This window comes from Paraglaciecola sp. IT1134, from assembly GCF_058068185.1.
This window is the reverse complement of record NZ_CM176486.1, coordinates 4,908,173-4,934,584: the sequence shown is the minus strand read 5'-3', so window position 1 is coordinate 4,934,584 and position 26,412 is coordinate 4,908,173. Positions and strand designations below refer to the sequence as shown.

The window sequence follows — 26,412 nt, the reverse complement described above, 5'->3', positions numbered from 1 at the left end:
AATCAACTCTTTACAATACGTGCTTGACGATTAAAGGATACTGATTATTAATGAAAAAACTCATCTGGATACTATTATGTTCACTGGCGACCTCTGTTATGGCAACTGAAAAATTAAGCATAGAGCGTATATTCCAATCTCCGGCATTAGAGGGTGGTGCGCCTAACAGCGTGCAAGTCTCCCCTGATGGTAAACGCGTGACCTTCTTGCAAGGTAAACAAAGCGATTACGAGCGTTATGATTTGTGGGAATACAACATCGCCAGTGGCAAAACCCAGATGCTGTTTAATTCCGACGATTTACACAGTGGCCCCGAAGTGTTGTCTGACGAAGAAAAAGCCCGCCGGGAACGGATGCGCATGAGTGGTAGTGGTATCGTTAGTTATCACTGGTCCGATGATGGTAAGGCATTGTTGTTCCCTCTGGCTGGTGATGCCTATTATTACCGCCTGGGTGATGACAAAGTTCAGAAGGTCCTGGATACCGAGGCATTTGAGACAGATATTCGTTTCTCCCCAAAAGGTAATTATATATCTTATGTGCGGGATCAAAATCTGTTTATCAAAGCGTTAGCCACTAAAGTTGAGACCCAGTTAACGCTTGATGGCAAAGAGAACATCAAAAACGCTATGGCGGAATTTGTCGCCCAAGAAGAAATGGGTCGTATGACAGGCTATTGGTGGTCCCCTGATGAAACTAAAATCGCTTTTACCCAAATTGATGAATCAGGGGTACAAGAAGTCACCCGTAGCGAAATTTACGCCGAATCAATTAAAACGATCAGTCAGCGCTATCCAAGTGCAGGGACCCCGAATGTGGCAGTTAAACTGGCAGTGAAAACCATTGGCACTGGTGAGACCCAATGGATTGATTTAGGTGCTGAAAAAGACCTGTACTTGGCACGCGTGAACTGGATGCAAGATAGCCAGTCAGTTACTTATCAATGGCAAAGTAGAAATCAAAAAACGCTCGAATTACGGGCTTATAACAGCACTACAGGCAGGCAATACAATCTACTGAGCGAAACCAGTGACACCTGGGTGAACTTACATAACGATTTACATTTTCTAAAAGACCAAAAGCATTTTATCTGGGCCTCTGAGCGCAGTGGTTACAAACATCTGTACCTGTATCAAAACGACGGTCAGTTAGTGCGTCAACTGACCGACGGCGACTGGGTGGTTGATGAAATCGAAGCCATCAATGAAGATAAACGCAGTATTTATTTTACCGGACGGGCGGATACGCCTACGGAACGTCATATTTATGTGGTGTCCTTTGATGGTGGGGAAATCACGCCAATCAGCCAGCGCAGTGGCACACATATCCCTGAGTTTAGCGAGGACGCTGGGGTTTATGTGGACAAATTTTCTACGGTTAATACGCCTTGGCAAGTTAGCTTGCACAGCGCAAATGGTAAACACCTCGCCTGGTTGAGCGAAAATGCCCTGAATGCGGATCACCCCCTGAGTGATTACCAGCAGCAATGGGTTAAACCCACCCTGGACAGTTTTGTGGCCGACGATGGCACCCAACTGTATTACCGCCTGTATAAACCCCGTAAAATTGAAGGTAAACATCCGGTTATCGTTTACGTTTACGGTGGACCGCATGCCCAACTGGTTACCAACAGCTGGGGGGGGAATAGAGGCCTGTTAATGCAGTACTGGGTCGATAAAGGGTATGTAGTATTCACAGTGGATAATCGGGGCTCGAATTACCGGGGTAAAGCCTTTGAGGACGCCTTGTATAAAAAAATGGGAGACATCGAGGTTGACGATCAAATCGCCGGGGTGAAATTTTTGCGCACGCTGCCTTATGTGGATGCCACACGTATTGGCATACATGGGCATAGTTATGGGGGGTACATGGCTTTGATGAGCATGTTTAAAGCCGGTGAATATTTCCAGGCCGCAGTTGCGGGGGCACCTGTAACAGATTGGGCTTTGTACGACACCCACTATACCGAGCGTTACATGGGCAACCTGCAAACCGATAAGGACGCCTATATTGCCTCTTCTGTTTTCCCTTATGCAAAAAATCTGACGGGGGATTTATTCATCTACCACGGTATGGCGGATGACAATGTGTTGTTTAGCAATAGCACCAAGTTATACAAACATTTGCAAGACTTGGCGATCCCGTTTGAAAGCATGGATTATCCAGGCAAAAAACACAGTATCCGTGGTAAACAAACCGGCATCCATCTGTACCACACCATCACGAACTTCTTTAATCGGCATTTTGACATGAAGTAGCTAACCAAAAACATCGGATACAGTCGATGCAACAAGGGTGACTCGAGAGTCGCCCTTGTTATTTCCTGTCTTGGTTTTTTATTTAGGCAAACATATGAGTGGCCAGGGTGCGCTGAATACCAACCACCGTATCTTTTTTTAGGTCTCTTTCGATGGGCTGCTCTTGACCCGAGACCCAAATCTTAAATTCGGCGTCCAAATCAAAATGGCCGGCGGTTTCAATTTTAAATTGGGTAATGGCCTTGTAAGGAATAGAATGATAATCCACCTTGCGCCCAGTTAAGCCCTGTTTATCAATTAACAACAGACGTTTATTGGTAAATACATACATGTCCCTAACCACCTTAAATACCTGCTGAATACTTTCGCTATCACCGATGATCGGCGCCAACTCTTCTCGCACTTCGTTGACATCTATTTCTGAAGCGTTACCTAATAGGGCATCCAATAAACCCATAATTTATTCCTCAAGGTTGTTGTGTAGTGAAACTGATTTTATAAATAAAAAAACCGCTAATGTTTAGCTGTAAAATTCGGCGTGTTAAAGTCAAACCCTCTTTTATATGGATTAAGCCATTACATGCCCAGCGTCATATTTTCTGATATTCAAGCCGCCCAGCAGCGTATCGCCGCATATGTGCAAACCACACCTGTCATCACATCCAGTTTATTGAACCGCTGGCTTGGCCACCAGATATATTTTAAGGCAGAGTGTTTCCAACAAACCGGCTCCTTTAAACTACGTGGTGCACTAAATACGTTGCTGCACGCCAAAGATCAGGGGCGGGATATTCGGCGGATAGTGGCTAGTAGCTCAGGCAATCATGCTCAAGCTGTGGCCTTTGCTGCCTCGCTATTCAATCTACCGGTCACTATTTACAGTACTCAAAATATATCAAAAATTAAAGCCGCAGCAACCCGCTCCTATGGGGCCGAGCTGTGTTTGTATGCGCAACGTGAAGAGGCTGATCAAGCGGTGGCCAGAGCAGCACGAGACGCCGGGACCTTGTGGATCCCACCTTTTAATCATCCTGATGTTATCGCAGGTCAAGGCACGGTCAGCGCTGAACTTTTTGCGCAAATCCCGCAAATCGATGCCTTATTTATGCCCTGTGGTGGCGGTGGACTCGCATCCGGCAGTTTGATCGCCGCAAGAGCGATCAGTGGCCACACCAAAGTGATTGCCGCGGAGCCTTTGCAAGCCAATGATGCAGCCCAAACCTTACGTTTAGGCAGTATTCAGTGCTTAAAAAAACCCGCGATAACCCTGGCGGATGGTGCCGCCACACCCGCTGTGGGTGAGCTTACCTATGAATTTTTAAAACGCTTGGACGGGTTTTATGAGGTGGATGAATTGCAGATTGCCTACTGGACCCAGTGGCTACAGCACTTGTTAAAAATCCATGTGGAGCCTACAAGTGCCATGAGCATGCACGCTGTGGTAAATTATTTGGCAGCGCAAAAAACACCACAGCGAGTGATGGTGATTTTATCCGGGGGTAATATTGATAATCAAAAGATGCAACAAATTTGGCAGGATGATCATTTACTCAAGCAACCCTCATTGCCTTTAGCACCGCTGGTATCGGTTATTTAACAACCATATCAGTACTCAGTAAATAGCCGCGTGAGCATGCTTCTCGCAGCTTTTATTGATCAATTTTTAAAGCTAATCGCGCCAGCGTTTAGTCATATCTTCGTAGGCATCGATACGACGGTCGCGAAAATACGGCCAAATGCGTTTCACTTGTTCGGTGCGGGTTAAATCCAGCTCGACCATCAAATTCTGCTCTTTATCGGCTTTGGCTTGTGCCAAAATCTCCCCTTGGGGGCCGGTAATAAAACTCTGCCCCCAAAATTGGATACCATCTTCTCCTGCCACCGGAGAAGCCTCAAAACCCGTGCGGTTAGCCACGATCACAGGTAAGGAGTTAGCCACTGCATGGGAGCGCTGAATGGTCTGCCAGGCATCAAATTGCCGTTGTTGTTCATCTTGAGTGTCGTTTTGATCCCAGCCTATAGCGGTGGGGTAAAACAACATATCCGCACCACGCATGGCCATTAAACGCGCGGCTTCCGGATACCATTGATCCCAGCATACCAACACACCTAACTTACCCACACTGGTTTGAATGGGCTCAAAACCCAGATCCCCCGGGGTGAAATAGAATTTCTCGTAAAAACCCGGATCATCGGGGATATGCATTTTGCGGTATTTACCGACCATGCCGAGCTGTCTGTCAAATACCACAGCCGTGTTGTGGTAGAGTCCTGAGCCTCGTTTTTCAAATAGCGAAGTGACCAACACGATATTTAATTTTGCGGCCAAATCCGCAAAAAAATCTGTGGCCGGGCCTGGTATGGGCTCCGCTAGATCGAAAAAGTCGGTGTTTTCCTGCTGACAGAAATATAACGTGCTGTGCAGCTCTTGCAACATTACCAACTCACAACCTTGGTTGGCTAATTTGCTGACTTGCTCGGCACTGCGCTGCCAACTCAATTCTTTATTATTGTCGGCCACCGCTTGTTGCACGACTCCAACTTTTAGGGTTTTAGAGGTTTGTGGTGTACGGCTCATAACTCACTGACTCCTGAAAGTAGTTGCTGACTGATCTGTGGTTTCAATGTATGGGTTGGCACTTGCATGCTGATGCAGTGCAAACTACCAAATTGTTGCACCAAGGGTAAACAGTTTATCGGCACTATAGTATGGTGTGGATAAGCACGGCCCATAATTATCATGGCTAGATCATCTTCAGGCTGTTGATACACCGGGCATAAGATCTGTTTGTTGTTTATCAAGTAATTAGCGTACGAGGCCGGTAAACGTTCGCCCTGAGCATTGACTATATGTGGTAGCGGTAGTTCAAATATCTGATGGCTAGGTAAAGCAGCCTGACATTCAGCAACTAAAGCTGCTAAACCTTGATGGTGGAGATCATCAGGAGCGTTAAATGCAGTTTGCACCACTAAGCCATTGTGAGGGGTGAAACGAACCAGGGTATCAATGTGGCCATCTGTGTCATCTCCTTCTAAATGACCGTGTTCAAAGATGCAGACGCTGGTGGCGCCCAAGGCTTCTTCAAATACCGTGCGATATTGCGTCCTTGTCATTTCCCCGTTGCGCTCGGGGTTAGATAAACAAAATTCAGTGGATAACAATACACCAGCCTCATCGATTTCTAATGCGCCGCCTTCGGCAACAATATCGAAGCTTTGTAATTCGAGTCTGCACAAACCTGCTAAGACTTGCTGATTAATTTTATTGTCTTTTCGGGCGTCGAATTTATTGCCCCAACCATTGAAGATAAATTCCACAGGCTGCATGCCCTGGTCAGTAACGCAGGTCAAAAAGGCGTAATCCCGTACCCAGGTATCATTGTAATCCGCTGGCACCAACAACACGCTCAGGGGGGCAGCGGCGCAGGCAATTAAGGAGTTAAAAGCGTCAACTTCCTCTGCTCGGATCAACAATATCACCCCTGTGCCTTGTGCGTTAATGGCCTGAATAATATTCAGATAAACGTCTCGTACGTCTCCAAGCCAAGGCTGCCAGTCTGTTTTTGCGTCTGGCCAGGCCAAAATAATTGCCTCTTGTGGCGCCCATTCAGGAAGTAATCTCATAGTCTGTCGTCATCTGAAGTTTAAATAGTAATGGAGTCGCGAAGTATAATCACAAGTGCCTATTGGATCTTGTAATTTATTGAAAAAAGCCTGGCTAATCCCGATGAACTGTCGCGGATTGAGTGCGGGTTTAGGTAGATTCAAATTCCCAAGGCAGCCGTGGCTTATTATGTATGGATGTATGTTTTTAAGACTGTATTGATCCAGATAAGGGACTTTTACCCATGGTTAATCACTGGATTTCGTTAACAAAAGGTTTTTCAGCCATTTTCTTTAGCTTAAAAATCACCTTAATCAAGATGAATTTCGAATAAATACGAGCATGAATCATCAATATTAATATATCGAAATTTAAAAAAGGTAGTTATATCAAAGAATTGCATATGTTGCTGATTTGTAACCTATTGTTTTACATGATTTTTACTTGATTTGCACAATAAAACCACAGACAGGGCTGAGGATTTAACCCATAACTAAGAGGCAGGAAATTTCCTGCAAGACTTACAACGAGCAACACATTTGGAGAGCACTCATGAAAAAAGTACTATTAACATCGCTGTTCACATTGACGGCTTTTACTGCCAGTGCAGGCATGGAGTCTAGTAGTAAGGTACGTTTTTCCGGTGACGTTGAATACTCAAACTTTTGCAAAGCCGTGGTCAACGACGATCTGGACATGCTCAAGCGCAGCGTAAGAAGTAAGGTTGGGTTTGTGGCCTTTAGTTCAAAAGACGTGATGCGTAAAGTGGTATCAGTTGACGGCGTGAAATGTAACGGCGTCGACTTGATAAAGTTTTCTGAGCAACGCAAAGCGTCACAAGTTAATGCTTACCTCTCTACCGATGTCTAGAAGGGACAGGGTTACTCGAGTAAATAAAGGCAAATAGCCTGCCAGGCAGGCTATTTTTTCCTTGTTTTTTAAGACTCTGCCAGGACAAGCCTACTCATTCTCTCCTTTATAATGTGCTTTTTATCAGCGCCACAAATTTCTCAACTTTTCTCAACCATCGCTATTTACGCTCCGAAGTATCACGTCTGTGACGTGACTCTGACTGTCGGGATAGCCCTTGACGTGGTTGGGTCGTCGCTCTGTCCGCCCTGTGTCGCTGTTGTACATGCCGAACCGGTCTTTGGGGAGCTACTTCTTGGCGTCCGACTACCTGTTTGTCGGCTGACGGGCGCTCAAACTGCGCCCGAGACTGTGTGCGGTGCTCCAACCCGGACCTAGGCGCTGGGACCTCTCGTTTTTGAGCATAAGAGCGTTGGGCAGGTTTTTGTACACTGCGCTCTGGGGTGTCCTGTACCCGGTGTAATTGCTTATCTTGTTTGCCCTGGCGGGTTAATACGCCCCTGGTATCAGACTGGTTGGGTCTCTGCCTATGCTCTTGGAGTCGTTGTTTGATCTGCTGGTGGTTAACTGACCCCCTCACAACGGTGTGCCCCGCTACCGGCTTTTGTGCCAACTGGCGTAAGTGTTTCACGTCAGGTTGACGTTCCCTAACGCGTACCTGTTGCTGCTGATGCCCGTTAGTTGTGTAACGCACCCCACGTCTGTGGTGAGGGTTGTGTTGCCAGCGAGGATATTCCCTGACAATCACTCTTGGCTGATGATGTCTGGCGGTACGACGGCGATAATTGTGATCAATAACGACATAATTATTGGCCCAATGCACACCGCCAAAGAAGAATCCGGTGCTAATGTGAAAACTGGGGCTCCAATAAATGCCGGAGCGATAGGCATAGTGTCTGGGTGAACGCCAATAAATCGGCTGGTATGACGGCCACCACCAATCACCGTATACCACAGTGGTATCGTAATAGGGCACATAGACAATTTCTTTTTGCACCGGTTGGATCACTATTTTATCTTGTTCCTGTTCAACCTCCAGGTACTCGTTACTCCTCAAATTACCTTTTGCATAAGCCTTATGACGTAGATTTTGCACTGACTCTAACACTTGGGTCTCATTGGTTAAAAAGGCATCACCTAAATTTTGTAACCAGGTGAGATCATCACTGAGTTTTATCAATAAGTCTCTGAAGGGGGCCAGCGCCTTGACACTGGCATCCCAGTCTTGGTTATCTGCCGCCTGCAAGGCGTGATCTTCATCCAGATCAGCATTGGCCTCCCGCCATCTGGCGGCTTGTACCACTTCTAGTGGATAAGTCGCCGCAATCAAAATATGCGACAACAAGGTGTCAGGATACAGGGCGATGGGTGCCAGCATTTGATCCAGTTTGCCTTGATCAAGCGGTTGTTGCATACTTTCTACCGTTGTGTTGACCGTCTGCTGTGCTTGGGCGAGTTGCAATACCGTAGCCACCAGTACCCCGATAAGACACAAATAAATAAAAATGTATTTGATATTATTACGCATGAGCCTACCTCGTTTAAACGCCATACAGACAAATGGCTTAGGGATATGTTTTAGTTATAAGCCCTTAAGGCTTAACCAAAACTGAACCTTTACTAACGAGCTTAGCTTGAAACTGCCCGAGACCGGGGTGGAGGGTGAAATGCGTGGCATGCGACATTAGCTGGGTAAATGCAAAACCGGGTAGCAATGGTTTTGCATTTACCCGCTTAGCCCGCAAATTATTATTTTATTTGAACAGGTGAGGATCGAATTCGTGTCCCAACTTTTCGGTTTTGGTACGAATATATTTTCGATTAGCGTCCGTTACCCCATGATCTATTGGCGTGCGGCTGACAACTTCTATGCCTAGTGCCTCAAGGGCGATGCGTTTCTTAGGGTTGTTTGTCATTAACGCCACCCGCTTTACATTCAATTTATCCAGCATTAACTTACAGATGCCGTATTCACGTAAGTCGGCGTCAAAACCTAAATGTTCGTTGGCTTCAACTGTGTCCATACCTTTGTCTTGTAAATGATAGGCGCGAATTTTATTTAATAAACCTATACCGCGGCCTTCCTGGCGCAAATAAAGCAATACGCCTTTACCTTGTTCAACTATATTGCGTAAGGATTTTTCCAGCTGGGCTCCGCAGTCGCAACGAGTGCTAAAGAGGGCGTCGCCAGTTAGACATTCTGAGTGGATCCGCATAGGCACCACATCACCGGTTTGCCAATCACCATAGGACAGGGCCACATGTTCTTGTTGCGTGTCGATTTCAACAAACCCGTGAATAGTAAATTGTCCCCATCGAGTCGGTAGAGAGGCTGAGCTTACATATTCATACTTCTGGTGCTGTTTCATATTGATACTTGTAAATTTAAGGGTTATGGGTAAGCGCTACTTATGTAGCCCATTTATATGGGCGCTTAGCGCATGAAAACAAGGTGTGAGCGAGATTATTCGTTCAGGACCTGCTGCTGGTTATCGGCGAGTATGGTTAATGTTGACGGCTTGTTCACCCCATACCCCTGGGCGAAGTCTACGCCTATCTTACCAAGCTCGACCATGATTTCTTTTGATTCGACATATTCGGCTATGGTTTCAATACCCATGGCTTTAGCCACATCTTTGATCGAGGTCACCATGGCCAAATCCACAGGATCGATGAGAATGTCTTTGACAAAATCACCGTCAATTTTAACTTGATCCACGGGGAGATTTTTTAGGTAGTTGTAGGATGAAAATCCGCTGCCAAAGTCATCCAATGCAAATTTGCATCCCAACTGGCGAAAGGTATGAATAAACTCCAGAGTTTCATCCATCTTCAGTATCGCCATGCTTTCAGTTATTTCAAAACATATCTTGTCGTAAGGCACAGCATATTTTTCAAAGGCATTGAGAATAAACAGTTTTAAATCCTTGTCACCCAAGGAATGACCACTCAAATTAATGTTGCATCGAAACAGTGCCTGTTGATGCAAAGGGTTATTCACTAACCATCGAAAATAGGTTTCCACAACCCAGCGGTCAATGCGGGGGGATAAATGATAGCGTTCTGCGGCCGGCAAAAAGACGGAGGGCAAGATAAGCTCGCCCTTGTCGTCACGCATTCTGAGCAGGATTTCATAGTGGTGGCCGTTTTCTACTTTAGTCATGGGCAAGTATTTTTGAAAAAACAACTCGAAACCATCGTTTTCTAGCGCAAACTGAATATGTGACAACCAGACCAGCTCGGATTCGTAGCGCAGCATATGTTGATCTTCCGGCGAATAGGTATGGATTTGGTTGCGTCCTCGTTCTTTTGCCATATAACACGCGGAGTCAGCCATACTCAGTAGCTGTTCGGAATTGCCGATATCCGCCTGCCAAGACACCTGACCGATACTGACACACAAGGTGAAAATTTGTTTCTCCCAGGTAAAGCGGAATTCTTGTACACCAGTAAGCAATCTATTGGCCAACATATAGGTCTTCTGGGCATGGTCACCCTCCAGCAGTATGCCAAATTCGTCCCCACCGAGCCTGGCTAACGTCCCTTGTTGGGCAACTATTTTTGCTAACATGTCGGCCAGTTGTTTGAGCAACAAATCCCCTGCTTTATGGCCGCATGTATCGTTAACTACCTTGAATTGGTCGATGTCGATATACAGCAGGGTTAATTCTGTTTGGTTCAACTGCGCCAATTGTAGCGCGTTGTGCAGTCTGTTTTCGAATTCCTGACGATTATACGTTCCGGTTAATGCGTCGTGGGTGGCAATATATTCCAGGCTAATATCCGATTTTTTACGCAGGCTTATGTCAAACAGTGAACCGTAAATAAATTTCTCGGTGCTGTTGTCATTTTGTTTACGTTGAGCGGAAACCGAAAACCAAAACTCGCTGCCATCTTTGCGCAGGCCCCTGATCTCTTTACCTAACACTTTAGTGTAACATTGCAATTCCCCGAGTAGAAGCTCGCGGTCCTGGGGAGCGGCATAAAATTCCGCAGTGGATTTTATGGCTTCGAGCATTTGTTGCTCATTGTCGTAGCCGAACATCTCGCTCATGGCCCGGTTGACCTTAAGTAACTTGCCCTTCGGTGTAGAGATATAACACCCTTGGGCAGAGTCACGAAATAATTCTTGGTAGAGCTGTAGTTCGCCAATGGTGTCTTGCAAAGTGGCATGATGGCGAACGGAAAGTACTTTTTCGTGGGCGGCTATGGCCACAGCTATTAACACTATTCCCAGAATGATAACCGCACTTAAGGCCAGCGATAGCTGATGGGGGAATTCGAAGCCGTCCAAATACAAACTCACATGCACCACACTCGTGAGTGTAATCAGCCCTAAGCCTAAGGCAAATATTCGATTGGCCATGGTTTTGTCTTTGTCACGATAAAATAACGACAACACCGCGACCACTAATACAGAAATCATACCCGTGACAGCGGCCGTCAGGATTTGCTGATAACTAGACAGTACAAAGGTTGAAACGACGGTAATTAACGCTAAGGTATATAAGAAGTAACGATAATAAGCTGGTACTTTTTCCAAAATAGTAAAAGTGACTTTTGTCAGGGTAAAAAGCAACAATCCGCATAAACAGGTGGTGATCTGGCTGATGTAGGCGCTAATTCCGATAGCTTGGCTGACTAATCCTTGAATATTTAAAAAAAGCAGTAGATATCCGGCACTGGCAACGGAAAACCAAAAGCGTACCGGACTGCGCAACAAAGTGTAAGTCACTAGGAAATACACAGCCATTATCGCCAGTGCGCCACTTAAAAAGGCAAATGCAGCTATGGAGCGTTGTTCGTCAGCGATCAATTCAGACGCAGAATAAATGCTCAGAGGAAAAACTAAAGGACCGTCATCTCGCACCCTAAAATATAAATTAAGTGGCTGGTCTAATGGTGCATCTATCGGCACAACAAATAAACGATGGGAGTAAGGACGAGTGCTATTGTCCCTGGATGCGCCCATGGGATAGGAGCTTAATATGCGGTTTTTTTCATCTAATAAATATACATCCACTATGTCCAGGTGAGGATTACCTATGGACAGAAAATAGTGTTGCGAACCGTGTTTGCTTTGTACCTGAACTTTACCCCACAGACTTTGGTTTGATTCCAGAGGATGGGGGTAAAAAATTGAGCGCCAGTTTTGTAAATCCTGAATGTCTGATAACTGGGCTCTGTCGTTGGTGACTAACCACTGGGTTTGTTTGAGCAGGTTGACCTTACTTAGATTTGGTTCCAGCACCACTGGCTCGGCAACAGCCAGTCTGACGAAACAAACGGTGGCGGCGAGCAGCCAAAACAGTTTTTTAAAGAAGGTATGTTTCAATATTTATCAATTCAAAGTCAGTTAATCAGCAACAGTATAAGCTAAAAGCTTGACCCGATGTCTTGTTAAATCACCAATGGCGTGCAGCCTGGTTTAGCTGCTACATGAAATTTCCAGGTGTTTGCCCCAATTGGGTGGGGCTTTGGCATACTCTGCGTATTGCAATTGGCTGTCAAACGGTTGTTGCAATACGTTAAGGAGTGTTTCAAATTTGCCAAACTCGCCATTTTCAGCATCGTCTATCGCTAACTGGACCAGGTAATTACGTAATACATAGGTGGGATTGATTAACCTCATCTGCTGTTGGCGGATATTTTGCGTCGTACCTTGGGACAACAAGGTTATTTTATAGCGCTCTAGCCAAGCCATTGCTGCATCTCGATCAATAAAATGATTTATTAGTGCTGCATTGTCTGCGAATTCATTTACATCACATAGCAGGCGGAAACTAATATGGTAATCACGTTTATCCTTCTCTATCAGATTTAGCCATTGATTGATCAGATCTTGGTTATCCGTCCCGTCGGAAGATAGTCCTAATTTTTTGCCCATCAGGTCGCGATAGTGATTCAGCAGTTGCGGCTCGAATTCCCCAAGGGCCGATTTAATTTGGCTAATGTCCAAATAGGGGGTGAAGGCATGGGCCAGGGCATTTAAATTCCATAGTGCGACACCAGGCTGTTGATCAAATGCATATCGACCTTGATGATCTGAATGGTTACAGACAAAATCAGGGGCAAAATCGTCTAAAAAAGCATAGGGTCCAAAATCGAATGTAATACCGTGTATAGACATGTTGTCCGTGTTCATCACTCCATGATTAAAGCCAAACGCTTGCCACTTGGCGATAAGATCAGCGGTGTCGTTTACGATTTTTCTGAGCATGGCCAAATGGGGAAATCGGTCCTTCGCCAAATATGCAAAGTGGTATTTGAAACAATAGTCAAATAAACGTTTTAGCTTGTCGTGTTGATTGCTATGGTAAAAATATTCGAAGTGGCCAAACCTGATATGGCTTTGGCAGGCTCGGATCATCATCGCCGCATGTTCCGGTTTTTCCCGGTAAACCGGCTCTTCACTGGCCAATAAACATAATGCGCGAGAGGTTGGTATGCAGAGATGATGCAACGCTTCGCTGGCCAAATACTCGCGCAACGTTGAGCGCAAGACTGCCCGGCCATCGGCAAAACGCGAATAAGGGGTGGGCCCCGCACCTTTCAAATGCAAGTCCCAGCGCTGACCTGCTGCATCAGTGGTTTCTCCCAAAAGCAAACCTCGACCGTCCCCTAGCTCTGGATTCCAGTGGCCAAATTGGTGTCCGCCGTATTTTTGCGCCATAGATAATTTATTTAAAGGACTTGTTTGTTCAAACAACATTTTGGTCAGAGTTTGAGGGCAGTTGTAACGTTTGACGAAGAGATTGATTGACGTGAATGAGTCTCGCGTTTTTAATGCCCACGGGCGTGACCAGTGAACCTAAATCACTTAATTCAAGGGCGTAAGAATGATCTAAGTTCACTTGATACCTCTATTTAATTGCCATGTATTTGAGTTATTGTATAGTTAGTCATCACCTATAAGGATCGAATATGAAACTACTTCTCAAAACTTGTGGCCTCGTTAGCGCCACGTTAATCAGTATGTTAACAAGTAACGCTTATGCTGGCGATGTGGCTGCGGGAAAAAATAAAGCTATGACCTGTGTGGCTTGCCATGGTGCTAATGGCATATCCCAAATACCTATGTATCCCAATCTGGCTGGGCAAAAAGAGCAATACCTGGTTTTGCAACTTAACGCCTTTCGTGGCGGTGAACGCAAAAATATGGTGATGGCCCCCATGGCCTCGGGTCTGAGTGATAGCGATATAAATGATCTAGCAGCCTATTTTGCAAGTCTGGATCCGGGCGGTAAATAAAACGTTACGGCTGGAATTTGACAATATGGTGTTATCGAAAAAATTCAGTTTTGCTTGAGCATCACTGAATTTTTCACATTCTGAACGGGTATTTTTTTAGCTGATAATAGTCTATTCATAAATACGATGAACTAATTGCTCTCAATAACCGTAACTTAGGGCAAGCAAATTTTTATCGGAGACACTATGATTACCCTACATCATTTAAATAATTCCCGCTCCCAGCGGATCCTCTGGCTGTTAGAAGAGCTGGAGTTAGAATACGACATCAAGAGTTATCAGCGTGATCCTGTGACCAATTTGGCCCCGGATACGTTGAAAGAAATCCATCCTCTGGGTAAATCGCCGGTTATTACTGATGGTGATATCACTGTCGCGGAGTCTGGCGCCATTATTGACTATCTCGCCCGTCGTTACTCCGCGGACAAGATGTTGCCTGCTGTGGACAGTCAGGCCTACAGAGAATACAACTACTGGTTACACTTTGCAGAAGGCTCATTAATGCCACCTATGGTGGCCAAATTGGTGTTTGATAAAGTGCGAACTAACGCCAAACCGTTTTTTGTCAAAATCATTGCTAATAAAATTGCCGACAAGGTCATGGGTGGCTATTTTGGACCGAATATCAGCGCTAATATGGCCTTCATCGAAAGCCATTTAGCCACACATCAGTGGTTTGCTGGTGAGACACTGTCCGGGGCGGATATCCAAATGAGCTTCCCTTTAGAGGCTAGTGCGTCACGGGGCATTACAGGTTATCCTAATATCGCTAGTTATGTGCAGCGTATCCATGCCCGTGAGGCCTATAAACGCGCGTTGATCCGGGGCGGAGAATACGCCTACGCCTAAACGTTAGTCATATTCCTTGATACACTCAGTCATTGCTGTCGTCCTCTAGCCCCATTTCTTGCATTATTCTCCAGGCCTCGGTCGGAATACGGTTGGGGTTCTCTTTTTGCAAGTCCACGTCGTCAGGCAGGGGCTGGCCGGTGAATGCATGCAGAAAGGCTTCACATAGCAGCTCAGAGTTGGTGGCATGCCGTAAATTATTAACTTGTCGCCTGGTGCGCTCATCGGTCAACACCTTGAGGACCTTGAGAGGGATAGACACCGTTACTTTTTTTACTTGTTCACTTTTTTTACCGTGTTCTGCATAGGGGTGGATGTATTTACCATTCCACTTGGTTGTATTAGCCATCGTTTTACTCGCTTTTTTCTTTCTTATAAGCGGAAATTCTAACTGTTAACCGATAAAGGTCAACGATAGACTGCTAAACATCTTGACGGCTTTACGTACAAAGTTTAATTTAGACGTCTAAACGTCCAAATTTAACGGAGCCACCATGGTGTCTTATGCACGGGGGATTGATGCGCTCAATCAATCATTATCCGAATTAAAAGGGATCAATGTATCTTTTGAGTTTTTTCCGCCGAAAACGCCGAGTATGGAGCAAACGCTATGGAAATCGGTTGAGCGACTGGCGCCACTAAAACCTAAATACATGTCGGTTACCTACGGGGCTAACAGTGGTGAACGTGATCGCACCCATGAAATCGTTAAACGTATTCATAGCGAAACGGGTATTGCAGCAGCACCACATTTGACCTGTGTGGATGCAACCCGGGATGAACTGGTGCAGATCGCCAAAGACTATTGGGCCAGTGGCATTCGAAAAATTGTTGCCTTGCGTGGCGATCTGCCAGAAGGCTATTCCGAACATGTGTCTTACGCATCGGACCTGGTTGCCTTGCTTAGAGAGGTGGCAGATTTCGATATCGCCGTGGCGGCTTATCCAGAAAAACACCCAGAAGCCCCAAACAGCCAATTTGACCTATTAAACCTTAAGCGCAAAGCTGAGGCTGGTGCGAATCAGGCCATTAGCCAGTTCTTTTTTGATGCCGAAGTATTTCTGCGTTTCAGAGACAGGGCTGCAGCGGCAGGCATAGATATGGACATAGTGCCTGGCATACTGCCGGTGACTAATTATAAGACGTTGCAACGTTTTGCCGGTTTTACTAATGTGCATGTCCCCAATTGGTTACATAAAATGTATGACGGCTTGGATGCGGACGATCAGACGACACGCAATCTATTGGGGGCAAGTATCGCCATGGATATGGTCAAGGTGTTGGCTAAAGAAGGGGTCCGGGATTTTCATTTTTATACCCTTAATCGCAGCGAATTGAGTTATGCCATTTGCCATATGTTGGGTGTTAGAGCAGACTAGACGGGTTAACTTACTTGGCCATATGCGAACTTGATGGATAATAAAATTAATTTATTGAATAGCTTTACAAAGCAGGCACCTAAGCTCAATTTGTTTGTGCGGATGTTTTTGAAACACTGCCTGTCAGACGGCATAACGGTTTCTGCTGGACACCTAGCCTACGTATCTCTGCTCTCTCTGGTTCCCTTTGTTATGGTGTTTTTCACTATAATGTCGGCCTTTCCGGCATTTTCCAAAGTGCGCGGAGATATTGAAGCTTTAGTCTTTGGCAACATTATCCCGGCGGCGGGGGAGCAAATTCAGCAATATGTAGGGGAGTTTGTCGGCAATGCCTCTAAAATGGGGGCTATTGGTATAGTGTCTTTGGTGGTAGTGGCCTTGTTACTGATTTCCAATATCGACAAAACTCTGAACCGCATTTGGGCGGCAAAAAGTGAAAGGCCGATCATTTTTACTTTCGCCATATATTGGATGGTACTGACCTTGGGACCTTTATTAATAGGATTGAGTGTCATCGTGAGTTCGTATTTAATGGCGCTAGCCAATACCGCTGAGGCTTATACGTATGGGGTCACCACTACTATACTCAAAATAGTGCCCTTTGTGGCCTCTGTTTCGGCATTTTTCATTATCTATATGATAGTGCCAAATAAGCGTATTAATCCCCGTCATGCCATATCCGGAGCCTTGCTGGCTGCGACTTTGTTTGAGTTATCGAAGAAGGGGTTTTCGTTTTACATTACCAATTTTCCGTCTTACCAAGTGATCTATGGCGCTATGGCTGTAATCCCGATTTTATTTGTGTGGGTATATTTATCCTGGGTAGTGGTACTGCTGGGAGCGGAATTCACCCATGTGCTCGAACTGTTTTTACACGAAGAGCCACAAGATGAATTTATCGAAGATGATGAGAATACATCATCTTCGACAAGCTAATTATCTAATATAATACGGGCAACAGCCCGTATACGTTTGTTGCTCAGGTTATCTGCCTCACTAGGGACCAGAGAGCCACTCAGCTGCGCATACTGGAAATAAATGCATTGGACTCGGCAATCGCTTTGTTCATTTCGCTGATTAGCAGGTTGATGTCGTTTTTCACCCCAGTAAATTCGTTTTGCAATGCACCGATGGCGCTAGCATTTAAGTTATGTTTTAAATACAGTACGTTATCATGCAACGTCGCTAAAATCGGGGCCATTTTACTCTCGGCCTTATGCATGGCTTTTACCAGGTTATTATAACGCCTTTGGGTATCCTTCAGGGTATTGGCGCTATCCCGGCGTAAGGTTTCACTGGTGTATTTTTCCAGTTCATCTTCCCACTCATCAAACAGCGCTTCGGCGACACTTTCGACCTTGTCGATGCGGCTACTGACTTCCTGAGCGGATTGGTCACTGGCTTCATACTGGTTTTTTAAGCGTTCATACTTGTCCTGCAGTTCACCACCATCAAAGTTAATCAGTTGGCTGAATTGTTCAAGGGCCGAGCTAAACTGTTGTTGGGCGTCCTCCTGGGAGTCTTTGGCATCCTCGACTCGATCCACCAATATATCGCGTTTTTCCACACCCACTTTTTCCCAGGCGGCATAATAGGCGCTCTGGCAAGCGGTCAGCATAGTCAGCATAACTAACGTTAAAATGAATTTCATACTCTTAACCCCTGTACTTGGCGGCATCGATAATCGACCAGACATGGAAGATAAAACCGAACAATGCCATAAAAAATAAAATCCCTGTTGCGGCTAACGTATAATTTACACTAACTAAAACAAAGAAGATTAGGGCCGCTAATATCCTGCCCTGTACCAGTTGACCCAAACCTGGAATGAAGAAATTACATAGTGCGGCAATGACATTGCCACCTGAACCTTGTCCTGACATCTGTTGCTCCTGATGATTTATTTCACTATTGTTCACTACTAATAGTAAATTAAAACAAACTAATGCGACAAACAATTATGACGTACCCACTAATATGAGTGAATTATACCCGGCTATTAAGCCATTTCTCAGTGAAATGTTGCAGGTCAGCGCGCAGCATTGTCTTTATCTCGAACAAACCGGGAATCCCCAGGGGATACCTGTATTGTATTTGCATGGCGGACCGGGGGCGGGTTTATCCGGTGACTACCGGCGTTTTTTCGATCCGCAAAAATATTGGATCATCGGTTTTGATCAACGGGGTTGTGGGCAATCTGAACCCTTTGGAGAATTAACGGATAATACTAGCCAAGATTTGATCCAAGACATACACAAGATACGGCGCCATCTGGGGATAGAAAAATGGCTGCTATTTGGCGGCTCTTGGGGTTCAACCTTGGCGCTGTTGTTAGCGATTGATGAGCCCTCAAGTGTGATAGGACTAATATTACGTGGTATTTTTCTAGGTCGGCAAGAAGATTTTAATTGGTATCTGGATAAACGAGGCGGTGCGGCACAGCTGTTTCCCGATTTCTATCAAGATTTTATTGAGCCGGTGCAAGAGCAGTTACCCCGGATGTCGGTGTCCCAAGCCTATTATCAAATTTTCACCGGTGATGATGAAGTAAGTAAAATGGCGGCGGTCAAAGCCTGGTGTTTGTGGGAAGCGCGCATTAGTCGACTTCACAGTGCGCTGGACGAAGAGATATTAATGCCAGATGTGCATCGCGCCATCAGTTTAGCGCTTCTAGAGTGTCACTATATTAAACATGCTTGTTTTATTGAAGCGGATTACATCCTGAAAAATATACATAAGATCAATACGATACCTTCTAATATTGTGCATGGACGATACGATTGTGTATGTAAACTGCAAGGTGCCTATGCACTAAGTGAGCAGTGGGATGCAAGTCAGCTGACCATAGTACCTGAATCGGGACATAGTTCTGGGGAGCCAAAAATCACCGCGGCGTTGTGCCTGGCGACTAACGCTATGGCGACTTTTATCAGAGAACAAGCGTGAAAGGCTTGATCCAGCGGGTAGCCCAAGCCAGGGTCATCATTGACAACCAGGATGTGGCCAATATCGGGCAAGGTATTTTACTCTTGCTCGGGGTGCACAAAGATGATGATGAAGCTAAATCAAACAAACTGTTAAACAAGATTATCAATTACCGTATATTTGCCGATCCCAACGGTAAAATGAACCTTAATCTTAAACAGATTGGCGGTGAATTACTGATCGTCTCTCAATTTACTCTGGTCGCCGATACTAACAGAGGGTTACGTCCGAGTTTCTCTACCGGGGCTTCCCCTGAAAGGGGGGAGTACCTATACCAGTATTTCATTCACTGTGCTCAAGCGTCCGGCATAAAATGCCAAACTGGCCGGTTTGGCGCAGATATGCAAGTCTCTCTGGTCAATGACGGGCCGGTTACCTTTAGCCTGGAAGTATAATTTGCGGCAGACCCCAGAATGCTATTTAATGATATTCAGTAAATAGCATATCGCCTAATTGAGCAACCAGGGGTTGTCTCTAGGTGCCAGTAACTGCAACGAGGATAGATACTTAGCAATGTATAGAATTGATACGCCAGTTTCTGAACAAGACTTTGCCGACTATTTCGAGTTTCGTTGGCAAATGTTGCGTAAACCCTGGAATTATCCATTGGGCTCGGAAAAAGACGAATATGAGCAGGTCAGCCAGCACCGCATGATACGCAGTGCTAAAGGTGAAGTGATTGCCGTTGGTAGGGTGCATATGAACAGTGCCGAAGAAGCCCAGATCAGGCATATAGCGGTCGCGTCTGATGCCCAGGGTAAAGGCCTGGCGAAGATGATTATGTCGGCACTTGAGTCGGTTGCCAGACAAGAAGGGGCGGTGAGAATGGTCACCAACAGCCGTGAATTGTCTATCCCGTTTTTTACTAGCTGCGGTTTTGAAATACAAAAAGAAGCACCCAGTGAGTTAGGCAAGCTGAAACGTCAGCAAATGGTAAAACGGTTGCTCGCCCATAACACTATCTTGCTGCATCCCAAATGGTGCAAACAATTACAGGAAATCTGGCACGAGACTATTCCCATCAGCGAACAGATGGGGATCAAATTACATCAATACTCAGGTAAGACCCTGGAAAATCGTGCCTCGCTGAATAAAAATATCAATCTGCATGGCACTATGTTTGCGGGTAGCATTTTTTCCTTGGCGACCCTAACGGGATGGGGGATGATTTTCTTACAGTTAAAACAAAAGAACCTCAGCGGCGACATTGTGTTGGGCGATGGTAATATTCATTACCACAAACCCATCACTATGCAGCCCAGAGCTTTGTGTCATATCGAGTCATTAAGCGGAAAATTAGAACCCTTGTCGCGCAACAAAAAGTGCCAGATTAAATTACAGGTTAATATCTTGGATGGTGATACTGCGGTAGCCGAATTTAACGGCGTGTTCTGGATTTTACCTGAAGCCCCTGGCAGTTCAGAAGAGGGTAGTTAAATATAGATTTTGTAGCTTTTTTTTAGGCAATAAAAAAGCGCATGATATGCGCTTTTTTATTAAATATACTGGTTGACCAAAGTTTATACCATAGCACCCTGAAGTTTTTTCATGGCGTTTTTCTCTATTTGTCGAACCCGTTCTGCTGATACTTCATATTTGTCAGCCAAATCTTGCAACGTGGTTTTATCATCGCTTAACCAACGGGTTTGAATGATATGCTGACTGCGCTCATCCAAGGTTTTAATTGCCGAATAAAGCTTTTTCGAAGCGGCGGTATCCCAATCGGCATTAGCTACATCAGTTTCAACATCTGCACTTTTATCTTCTAAAAACTGCACAGGGGCGAAACTGCCACTTTCGTCATCGTCGGCAGATAAATCGAATGACTGGTCATGGCTGCTCATGCGGGCTTCCATCTGCAGTACTTCTTTCTCGCTGACACCTAACTCCTGGGCAACTTTTTGCACTTCAGCATGGGTAAACCAACCTAAACGTTTCTTATTTTTACGTAGATTAAAGAATAATTTGCGTTGTGCCTTAGTGGTGGCAACTTTAACTATGCGCCAGTTACGTAATACAAACTCATGTATTTCGGCTTTAATCCAATGCACTGCAAATGAGACTAGCCTAACGCCAACTGTGGGGTCGAACCGCCTGACGGCTTTCATCAAACCTATGTTGCCTTCCTGGATAAGATCTGCTTGAGGCAAACCATAGCCTGAGTATGACCTGGCTATGTGTACGACGAAGCGTAAATGAGACATGATCAGCTTTCTGGCCGCTAATAAGTCGTCATCTTGTTGCAAACGTTCAGCCAGACCACGTTCATCTTCTGCGCTGAGCATAGTAATACTGCTTACCGCCTGAATATAAGTCTCTATACTACCCGTCTGTGGGACAGTTAACGTCAATGCACGCATGTCTGTTGTCATAATTACCTCGTATAACGATTAGGTTGGGAATATTAGCAAATCACTTTACTTTCCGCGAACCATTTTGAGTTCAATCTGCTGTGATAGACCACTCAAATTCAAAAAAATTTCATTTAGCAACTCAAATATGTGGGTACGTTAGAATAAAAATCAAGATCTCTTAGAATGCTGTGGAGATCGGAACAAATATAAATCCCTTGTTTAAAACGCTGCTAAAGACGATCTAAGTGCGGATAGTAACAGATGTAGCGGTTAGAAAAACTACCTTGTGGTTTTTAATATGTAACCTGAAGATAACAAGCCACATTAACAAGGACTGCAAAGCCTTGCCCGTAGCAAATGCAGCCATTGTGGGGGCTGCGCAGAATATAGACTATTTACAAACTTTCATCAGGTCTGGTACTCTCAATATTATATACTGTTGTTGTAGCTCCCATCATTGACTCAAAACCATGAGGCAACGATGGGGTCACTAAATTTCAAATTTCAAGAATTAGATACATAAATTTAAAAGGAAGTTAATGTTCGCCTTTATTGCTCGTCAACCTATTCTCGATCGACGTAAAGATGTTTTCGCTTACGAATTACTGTTTCGGGATGGCAAAAATAATTGTTATCCCGATGTGGTTAGGGATGAGAAAACCGCTAAATTGATTGCCAAGAACTATTTGACCTTGAATTTAGATGACATATCTTGTAGTAAAAAATCGTTTATCAATTTTCAGAAAGAGACCTTAATCCAGGGGTTGCCTAAATCTTTTGACCCGGAAAATGTTGTGGTCGAGTTGGTAGACGGCATGTTTGGCCATGACAGCTTGCTGGATGTATGCAAAAAAGTTAAGAATTCAGGTTTTAAGATTGCGCTGGATGATCATCACCTCGATCCTAAATGGAACGAGTTTTTGCCTTACGTTGATATTATCAAAGTTAATGTCATGCAAAGTGATCATGAAACTATTTCTCGTAGCATGCCACGCTTGGTTGATGCAAAGGTCAAGCTGGTGGCTGAAAACGTCGATAGTCCACAAGATTTTGCTATCTACCATGATATGGGATTCGACTATTTTCAAGGCTACTTTTTTGCCCGGCCGGACACCATTAAACATCAACATTTGCCGACCTCAAAACTCACCCTGGTGGAGTTGATGGGCGCCAGTTCCAGCGAAACATTCGACGTGGAGCAAATTAACAGTGTGATAGAACATGATGTTGGTTTGTCTTATATGTTATTGCGCTTTGTCAATAATCCGATGATTAATAAGCGTTATGAAATCACGTCCTTGCGTCATGCATTGAATTACTTAGGTGAAGTGGAAATTAAAAAGTTTATTGCCCTGCTTGCCCTGGCGAACCTGAACGATAACAAACCCATAGAGTTACTGCATTTGTCCTTGGTAAGGGCGAAGTTTTGTGATTTATTGGCCCAGGAAACCAAAAAAGGCGCCAATCCTCCTGTGGGTTTCTTAGTGGGTCTGTTTTCATTGTTGGATGCGCTGCTTGATCAAAATATGGAAACCTTACTCGCACAGTTGCCATTAACTGAGGAGGTTAAATATGCCCTGAGCGGCGGACAAAACGATTTGTCTGTTTATTTACTTCTGGTGAAGGCATTTGAGAGTGCCAATTGGCTGAAAGTCATCCGCATCGCGGGCATGCTTAAAATAGATCAGAAACGCCTGCACAGTATTTTTAACCAATCTATTTTATGGGGAAACGGTCTGCGTCAATCTATATCCCCACATTTTCCAGCAAGTAAAAGAGGATAGGATAATTGCTCGGGGGATGGGTCTTCCCCGGTAAATTACTTCGGCTCAATATCCCTTACATGCCTTTTCACCGAAATAACCGAGCCGGCCAAACCGATGAAAATGGATGTGGCTAACATCACCAGCAAAGTATTGAAATCCACCCCGGTTAGGTTGAATTGTTTTTGATACAAGGCACTGACCGCCGACACGCTGGCGCTCATCCACCATAACAGGCAAATGACGGCCATCCAGGCCAGTAAGCCACCAAGCAAGCCATACCAGAAACCCGTGTACATAAAGGGGCGTTGAATAAACGCATCGGTTGCGCCCACCAGCTTCATGACTAATATTTCGTCTTTTTTACTTAAAATGTTTAATCTTATGGTGTTACCGATGATCAGGATCACCGCCAAAAACAGCAGTAAGGCGATGACGGTTACCAACTCCTTGGCTACGTTGAGTATGGCATCCAGTCTTTTTAACCACTCCACGTCTAATTTGCCTATATCCACTTCCCGTTCTTTACGCAATTTATTCAGCAGCAGTCGTGCTGCTGTGGGGCCTGCATGTTTATCCGTTGGAGTCACCAGTACTACGTGGGGCAGGGGGTTTTTATCTAAATAGGCAATAGCATCCCCAAATCCTGACAGTTCCTGGAATTCGGCCAGGGCATCATTGGCCGGAATATAGGTAACTTTGCCAATTTCGGGCCAAAGATTGATGCGGGTGAGTAGTTGATCGATATCCTGTTGAGCCAGATCGTTTTTGAGAAACAGCGAAATTTCCGAAGCCTGCTCCCAGCCGGAACTGACTTGTTCGGCATTTTTGACCAGAATATACAAGGTACTGGGCAAGGTGATGCTCAAGCCCAATACACCGATTGTCATCAGTGAAGCAGCACCGGCTCGCCATAACTCTCCTAAGCTACTAAGTGCTTGGCGCAGATGGCTAATAAAAAACATTTGTATACGCTGAAGTGACGATATTTGACTAAGCTGGGCGCCCTGAGCTCTGCCCTGAAATAAGATACTCATGTTGTTACCTCATATTGGCTATGACGTCTGGAATTCTTCGGATAAACCATCGGTGATCATATTCCCGTTACGCAACGTGAGGGTCCGGTATTTCATGCGTGCTATAAGCCCCAAATCATGGGTTGCAATAAAGACTGACACACCAGCTTGGTTAAAGTCCTCAAATAATCGGATAATTTCCATGGATAATTTAGGATCGAGGTTGCCCGTTGGCTCATCGGCCAATAATAACGGGGGCTTGTTGACCACCGCCCGGGCGATACCCACCCGTTGTTGCTCACCTCCGGATAACATCATAGGCAGGTTTTTGACCTTGTCCCGTAGCCCGACCATTTCTAACGCGGCATGTACCCGTTTGCCGGTTTCCTTATGTGAATAGCCTTCGATAATTAAGGGTAAGGCCACATTATCGAACACACTCTTGTCCATTAACAATTGATGGCTTTGAAATATCATGCCTATGTCGCGTCTGATAAAGGCAATTTGTCGACGTTGGATAATATTCAGATCATGGCCATTAATAAGCACTCTGCCCACAGTCGGTCGTTCCATTATGCTGATCAATTTTAACAAGGTGCTCTTACCGGCCCCTGAATGACCGGTCAAAAACGCCATTTCACCAGGCTCGATATGAAAATCTACCTTGCGCAAAGCTTGTTGACCACCGGCGTAGGTTTTACTCACTTGTTCGAATTTGATCATCTGTGCTGGCTACAGGTTACTGGCATTAGTGGTGTTTTCGACAAACAAGGCGTCGACGAATTCGCGGCTGTTAAATGGGCGTAGATCGTCTATTCCTTCCCCCACACCTATGTAGCGGATCGGGATCTTGAATTGATCCGCTATAGCGAAGATCACGCCACCTTTAGCTGTTCCATCAAGTTTGGTCAGGGTGATACCGTTAAGACCCACAGCTTGATTGAATAACTTGGTTTGGCTTACGGCATTTTGGCCGGTACCTGCATCCAGGGTTAGCATGATTTCATGGGGAGCTTCAGGATTGATTTTACGCATGACACGGACCACTTTTTTTAACTCCTCCATCAAATGCTCTTTGTTTTGCAAGCGTCCGGCGGTGTCAGCTATCAAAACATCTATATTGCGTGCTTTAGCCGATTGTAAGGCGTCAAAAATTACCGATGCACTGTCTGATCCGGTTTGCTGGGCGATGACCGGGATATTATTACGCTCCCCCCATACTTGCAATTGCTCCACCGCAGCGGCTCTAAAGGTATCGCCAGCGGCCAGCATCACTTTTTTGCCCTGCTGTTGAAACTGTTTGGCCATCTTGCCTATGGTGGTGGTTTTACCCACGCCATTGACCCCAACCATCAAGATTACAAACGGGCCATTATCCAAGGAAACGTCAAGGGGTTTGTCTACCTGACTGAGAATATCGGTCATCTGCTCTTTGAGTAACTGATATAAGGCTTCTCCGTCTTTGAGTTGTTTGCGTCCAGCACTGTCAGTCAACTGTTTAATGATTTTGGTAGTGGTGTCCATACCCACATCCGCAACCAGTAATTGGGTTTCCAGATCTTCAAATAATTCGTCATCAATAGTTTTACCACGAAATAAACTGATCAGACCGCTGCCCAGGTTCTCCTTAGTTCGGGACAAACTCTGTTTTAATTTAGATAAAAAACCGCTTTTTTCTGGTTTATCGGCGGCAACATCGGGCTGGGGAGTGGCTAAAGTAGTCTCTGGTGCTATTACAGATTGCTCTGTGGTGGTTTTTTGCTCCGTGGCTAAAGCTTCTAGCTCCGGGGGAACGGTTTCCACCTGGGTGCCGGACAGTTGCTCTAAGCCTATCTCGGTGACGCCGGACTGGGATCCATTTGGCTGATTATTTGGGTTTGACTCAGCGTGATGGGTTGGCTCAGATGAAGGAGATTGGGCTTCACTTTCTGTGTTTTGTGCATCTTTTTGCGACTCTGACGTTTGCTTGTCTTTTTTGAGCCAACCGAAAAACTTGGACATATTGACTAGAAATCCTTGGGAAATCGTTAGGTTAATTGAGTACACTGACTCCAGTAAAGGGCAATCATAGCATTTCTAAGAT

At 45.2% G+C, this 26,412-nt stretch carries 24 protein-coding genes and 1 pseudogene; 11 read left to right on the top strand and 14 right to left on the bottom strand.

The annotated features are described in order from the left end of the window. Positions 1 to 50: 50 nt before the first annotated feature. On the top strand, positions 51 to 2,258 hold the full coding sequence (locus AC3RV5_RS21485; protein ID WP_489729606.1) for a S9 family peptidase: 2,208 nt from the start codon (positions 51 to 53) through the stop codon (positions 2,256 to 2,258). Positions 2,259 to 2,340: 82 nt separating this feature from the next. On the opposite strand, the gene AC3RV5_RS21480 is transcribed toward AC3RV5_RS21485, so the two are convergent. Next, positions 2,341 to 2,715: a PH domain-containing protein gene (locus AC3RV5_RS21480; RefSeq protein WP_489729605.1), complete on the bottom strand. Its 375-nt coding sequence runs from the start codon at positions 2,713 to 2,715 to the stop codon at positions 2,341 to 2,343. Between the two features lie 123 nt (positions 2,716 to 2,838). On the opposite strand from AC3RV5_RS21480, the gene AC3RV5_RS21475 reads away from it, so the two are divergent. Further along, positions 2,839 to 3,855 (top strand): serine/threonine dehydratase, encoded by a 1,017-nt coding sequence (locus AC3RV5_RS21475; RefSeq protein ID WP_489729604.1) that lies wholly within the window; start codon positions 2,839 to 2,841, stop codon positions 3,853 to 3,855. A 72-nt stretch (positions 3,856 to 3,927) separates the two neighbouring features. Here the strand turns inward: AC3RV5_RS21475 and AC3RV5_RS21470 are convergent, their stop codons facing one another. After that, positions 3,928 to 4,836, bottom strand: coding sequence for a carbon-nitrogen hydrolase (locus tag AC3RV5_RS21470; protein ID WP_489729603.1), 909 nt, complete (start codon positions 4,834 to 4,836; stop codon positions 3,928 to 3,930). Next, a complete protein-coding gene (locus AC3RV5_RS21465; protein WP_489729602.1) occupies positions 4,833 to 5,882 on the bottom strand; it encodes an agmatine deiminase family protein in 1,050 nt (349 codons plus the stop codon). The genes AC3RV5_RS21470 and AC3RV5_RS21465 overlap by 4 nt, the downstream gene beginning before the upstream one ends. Before the next feature lie 532 nt (positions 5,883 to 6,414). Here AC3RV5_RS21465 and AC3RV5_RS21460 point away from each other — a divergent pair. Further along, complete coding sequence (locus tag AC3RV5_RS21460; RefSeq protein WP_489729601.1) at positions 6,415 to 6,732, top strand: hypothetical protein; 318 nt, start codon at positions 6,415 to 6,417, stop codon at positions 6,730 to 6,732. A 160-nt stretch (positions 6,733 to 6,892) separates the two neighbouring features. Here AC3RV5_RS21460 and AC3RV5_RS21455 read toward each other — a convergent pair whose 3' ends face one another. From AC3RV5_RS21455 to AC3RV5_RS21440, 4 genes and pseudogenes are all read right to left on the bottom strand, one after another. After that, a complete protein-coding gene (locus AC3RV5_RS21455) occupies positions 6,893 to 8,260 on the bottom strand; it encodes a DUF3300 domain-containing protein (protein ID WP_489729600.1) in 1,368 nt (455 codons plus the stop codon). 226 nt (positions 8,261 to 8,486) lie between these two features. Further along, positions 8,487 to 9,101 carry a GTP cyclohydrolase II gene (ribA, locus tag AC3RV5_RS21450; protein ID WP_489729599.1) on the bottom strand — a complete coding sequence of 205 codons (615 nt, stop codon included), beginning with the start codon at positions 9,099 to 9,101 and terminating at the stop codon, positions 8,487 to 8,489. A 95-nt stretch (positions 9,102 to 9,196) separates the two neighbouring features. Beyond that, on the bottom strand, positions 9,197 to 12,067 hold the full coding sequence (locus tag AC3RV5_RS21445; protein WP_489729598.1) for an EAL domain-containing protein: 2,871 nt from the start codon (positions 12,065 to 12,067) through the stop codon (positions 9,197 to 9,199). Between the two features lie 93 nt (positions 12,068 to 12,160). Next, positions 12,161 to 13,586: pseudogene (locus tag AC3RV5_RS21440) on the bottom strand (protein adenylyltransferase SelO). 121 nt (positions 13,587 to 13,707) lie between these two features. On the opposite strand from AC3RV5_RS21440, the gene AC3RV5_RS21435 reads away from it, so the two are divergent. Then, complete coding sequence (locus AC3RV5_RS21435; RefSeq protein WP_489732229.1) at positions 13,708 to 13,983, top strand: c-type cytochrome; 276 nt, start codon at positions 13,708 to 13,710, stop codon at positions 13,981 to 13,983. Positions 13,984 to 14,169: 186 nt separating this feature from the next. Then, complete coding sequence (locus AC3RV5_RS21430; protein WP_489729597.1) at positions 14,170 to 14,832, top strand: glutathione S-transferase; 663 nt, start codon at positions 14,170 to 14,172, stop codon at positions 14,830 to 14,832. Positions 14,833 to 14,857: 25 nt separating this feature from the next. Here AC3RV5_RS21430 and metJ read toward each other — a convergent pair whose 3' ends face one another. After that, positions 14,858 to 15,181: a met regulon transcriptional regulator MetJ gene (gene metJ / locus AC3RV5_RS21425; protein ID WP_489729596.1), complete on the bottom strand. Its 324-nt coding sequence runs from the start codon at positions 15,179 to 15,181 to the stop codon at positions 14,858 to 14,860. A 145-nt stretch (positions 15,182 to 15,326) separates the two neighbouring features. On the opposite strand from metJ, the gene metF reads away from it, so the two are divergent. Then, positions 15,327 to 16,211 (top strand): methylenetetrahydrofolate reductase, encoded by an 885-nt coding sequence (metF, locus tag AC3RV5_RS21420; RefSeq protein ID WP_489729595.1) that lies wholly within the window; start codon positions 15,327 to 15,329, stop codon positions 16,209 to 16,211. Between the two features lie 33 nt (positions 16,212 to 16,244). Beyond that, complete coding sequence (locus tag AC3RV5_RS21415) at positions 16,245 to 17,147, top strand: virulence factor BrkB family protein (protein WP_489729594.1); 903 nt, start codon at positions 16,245 to 16,247, stop codon at positions 17,145 to 17,147. Between the two features lie 79 nt (positions 17,148 to 17,226). On the opposite strand, the gene AC3RV5_RS21410 is transcribed toward AC3RV5_RS21415, so the two are convergent. Both AC3RV5_RS21410 and AC3RV5_RS21405 read right to left on the bottom strand, forming a co-directional pair. Beyond that, positions 17,227 to 17,862, bottom strand: a complete 636-nt coding sequence (locus AC3RV5_RS21410) for a DUF2959 domain-containing protein (RefSeq protein WP_489729593.1) — start codon at positions 17,860 to 17,862, stop codon at positions 17,227 to 17,229. Positions 17,863 to 17,866: 4 nt separating this feature from the next. Then, a complete protein-coding gene (locus AC3RV5_RS21405; protein WP_489729592.1) occupies positions 17,867 to 18,094 on the bottom strand; it encodes a hypothetical protein in 228 nt (75 codons plus the stop codon). A 94-nt stretch (positions 18,095 to 18,188) separates the two neighbouring features. Here AC3RV5_RS21405 and pip point away from each other — a divergent pair, with 94 nt between their 5' ends. The 3 genes from pip (at position 18,189) to AC3RV5_RS21390 (ending at position 20,633) form a co-directional block, all read left to right on the top strand. Beyond that, positions 18,189 to 19,157, top strand: a complete 969-nt coding sequence (gene pip, locus AC3RV5_RS21400) for a prolyl aminopeptidase (RefSeq protein ID WP_489729591.1) — start codon at positions 18,189 to 18,191, stop codon at positions 19,155 to 19,157. Then, entirely contained in the window at positions 19,154 to 19,591 is a 438-nt protein-coding gene (gene dtd / locus AC3RV5_RS21395) for a D-aminoacyl-tRNA deacylase (protein ID WP_489729590.1), read from the top strand. The genes pip and dtd overlap by 4 nt, the downstream gene beginning before the upstream one ends. A gap of 118 nt (positions 19,592 to 19,709) precedes the next feature. Next, the gene (locus AC3RV5_RS21390; RefSeq protein WP_489729589.1) at positions 19,710 to 20,633 is read left to right on the top strand and encodes a bifunctional GNAT family N-acetyltransferase/hotdog fold thioesterase; all 924 of its coding nucleotides are present in this window, start codon (positions 19,710 to 19,712) and stop codon (positions 20,631 to 20,633) included. A gap of 83 nt (positions 20,634 to 20,716) precedes the next feature. Here the strand turns inward: AC3RV5_RS21390 and rpoH are convergent, their stop codons facing one another. After that, positions 20,717 to 21,568 (bottom strand): RNA polymerase sigma factor RpoH, encoded by an 852-nt coding sequence (gene rpoH, locus AC3RV5_RS21385; protein ID WP_489729588.1) that lies wholly within the window; start codon positions 21,566 to 21,568, stop codon positions 20,717 to 20,719. A gap of 521 nt (positions 21,569 to 22,089) precedes the next feature. Between rpoH and AC3RV5_RS21380 the strand changes: the two genes are divergently transcribed. Continuing rightward, on the top strand, positions 22,090 to 23,334 hold the full coding sequence (locus AC3RV5_RS21380) for an EAL and HDOD domain-containing protein (protein ID WP_489729587.1): 1,245 nt from the start codon (positions 22,090 to 22,092) through the stop codon (positions 23,332 to 23,334). A 35-nt stretch (positions 23,335 to 23,369) separates the two neighbouring features. Here the strand turns inward: AC3RV5_RS21380 and ftsX are convergent, their stop codons facing one another. Genes ftsX through ftsY form a run of 3 tightly spaced genes read right to left on the bottom strand, consistent with a single transcriptional unit; the run spans position 23,370 to position 26,330 of the window. Beyond that, positions 23,370 to 24,350: a permease-like cell division protein FtsX gene (ftsX, locus tag AC3RV5_RS21375; RefSeq protein WP_489729586.1), complete on the bottom strand. Its 981-nt coding sequence runs from the start codon at positions 24,348 to 24,350 to the stop codon at positions 23,370 to 23,372. Positions 24,351 to 24,368: 18 nt separating this feature from the next. Next, complete coding sequence (gene ftsE, locus AC3RV5_RS21370) at positions 24,369 to 25,052, bottom strand: cell division ATP-binding protein FtsE (RefSeq protein ID WP_489729585.1); 684 nt, start codon at positions 25,050 to 25,052, stop codon at positions 24,369 to 24,371. A gap of 9 nt (positions 25,053 to 25,061) precedes the next feature. Next, on the bottom strand, positions 25,062 to 26,330 hold the full coding sequence (ftsY, locus tag AC3RV5_RS21365; RefSeq protein ID WP_489729584.1) for a signal recognition particle-docking protein FtsY: 1,269 nt from the start codon (positions 26,328 to 26,330) through the stop codon (positions 25,062 to 25,064). Positions 26,331 to 26,412: the final 82 nt, after the last annotated feature.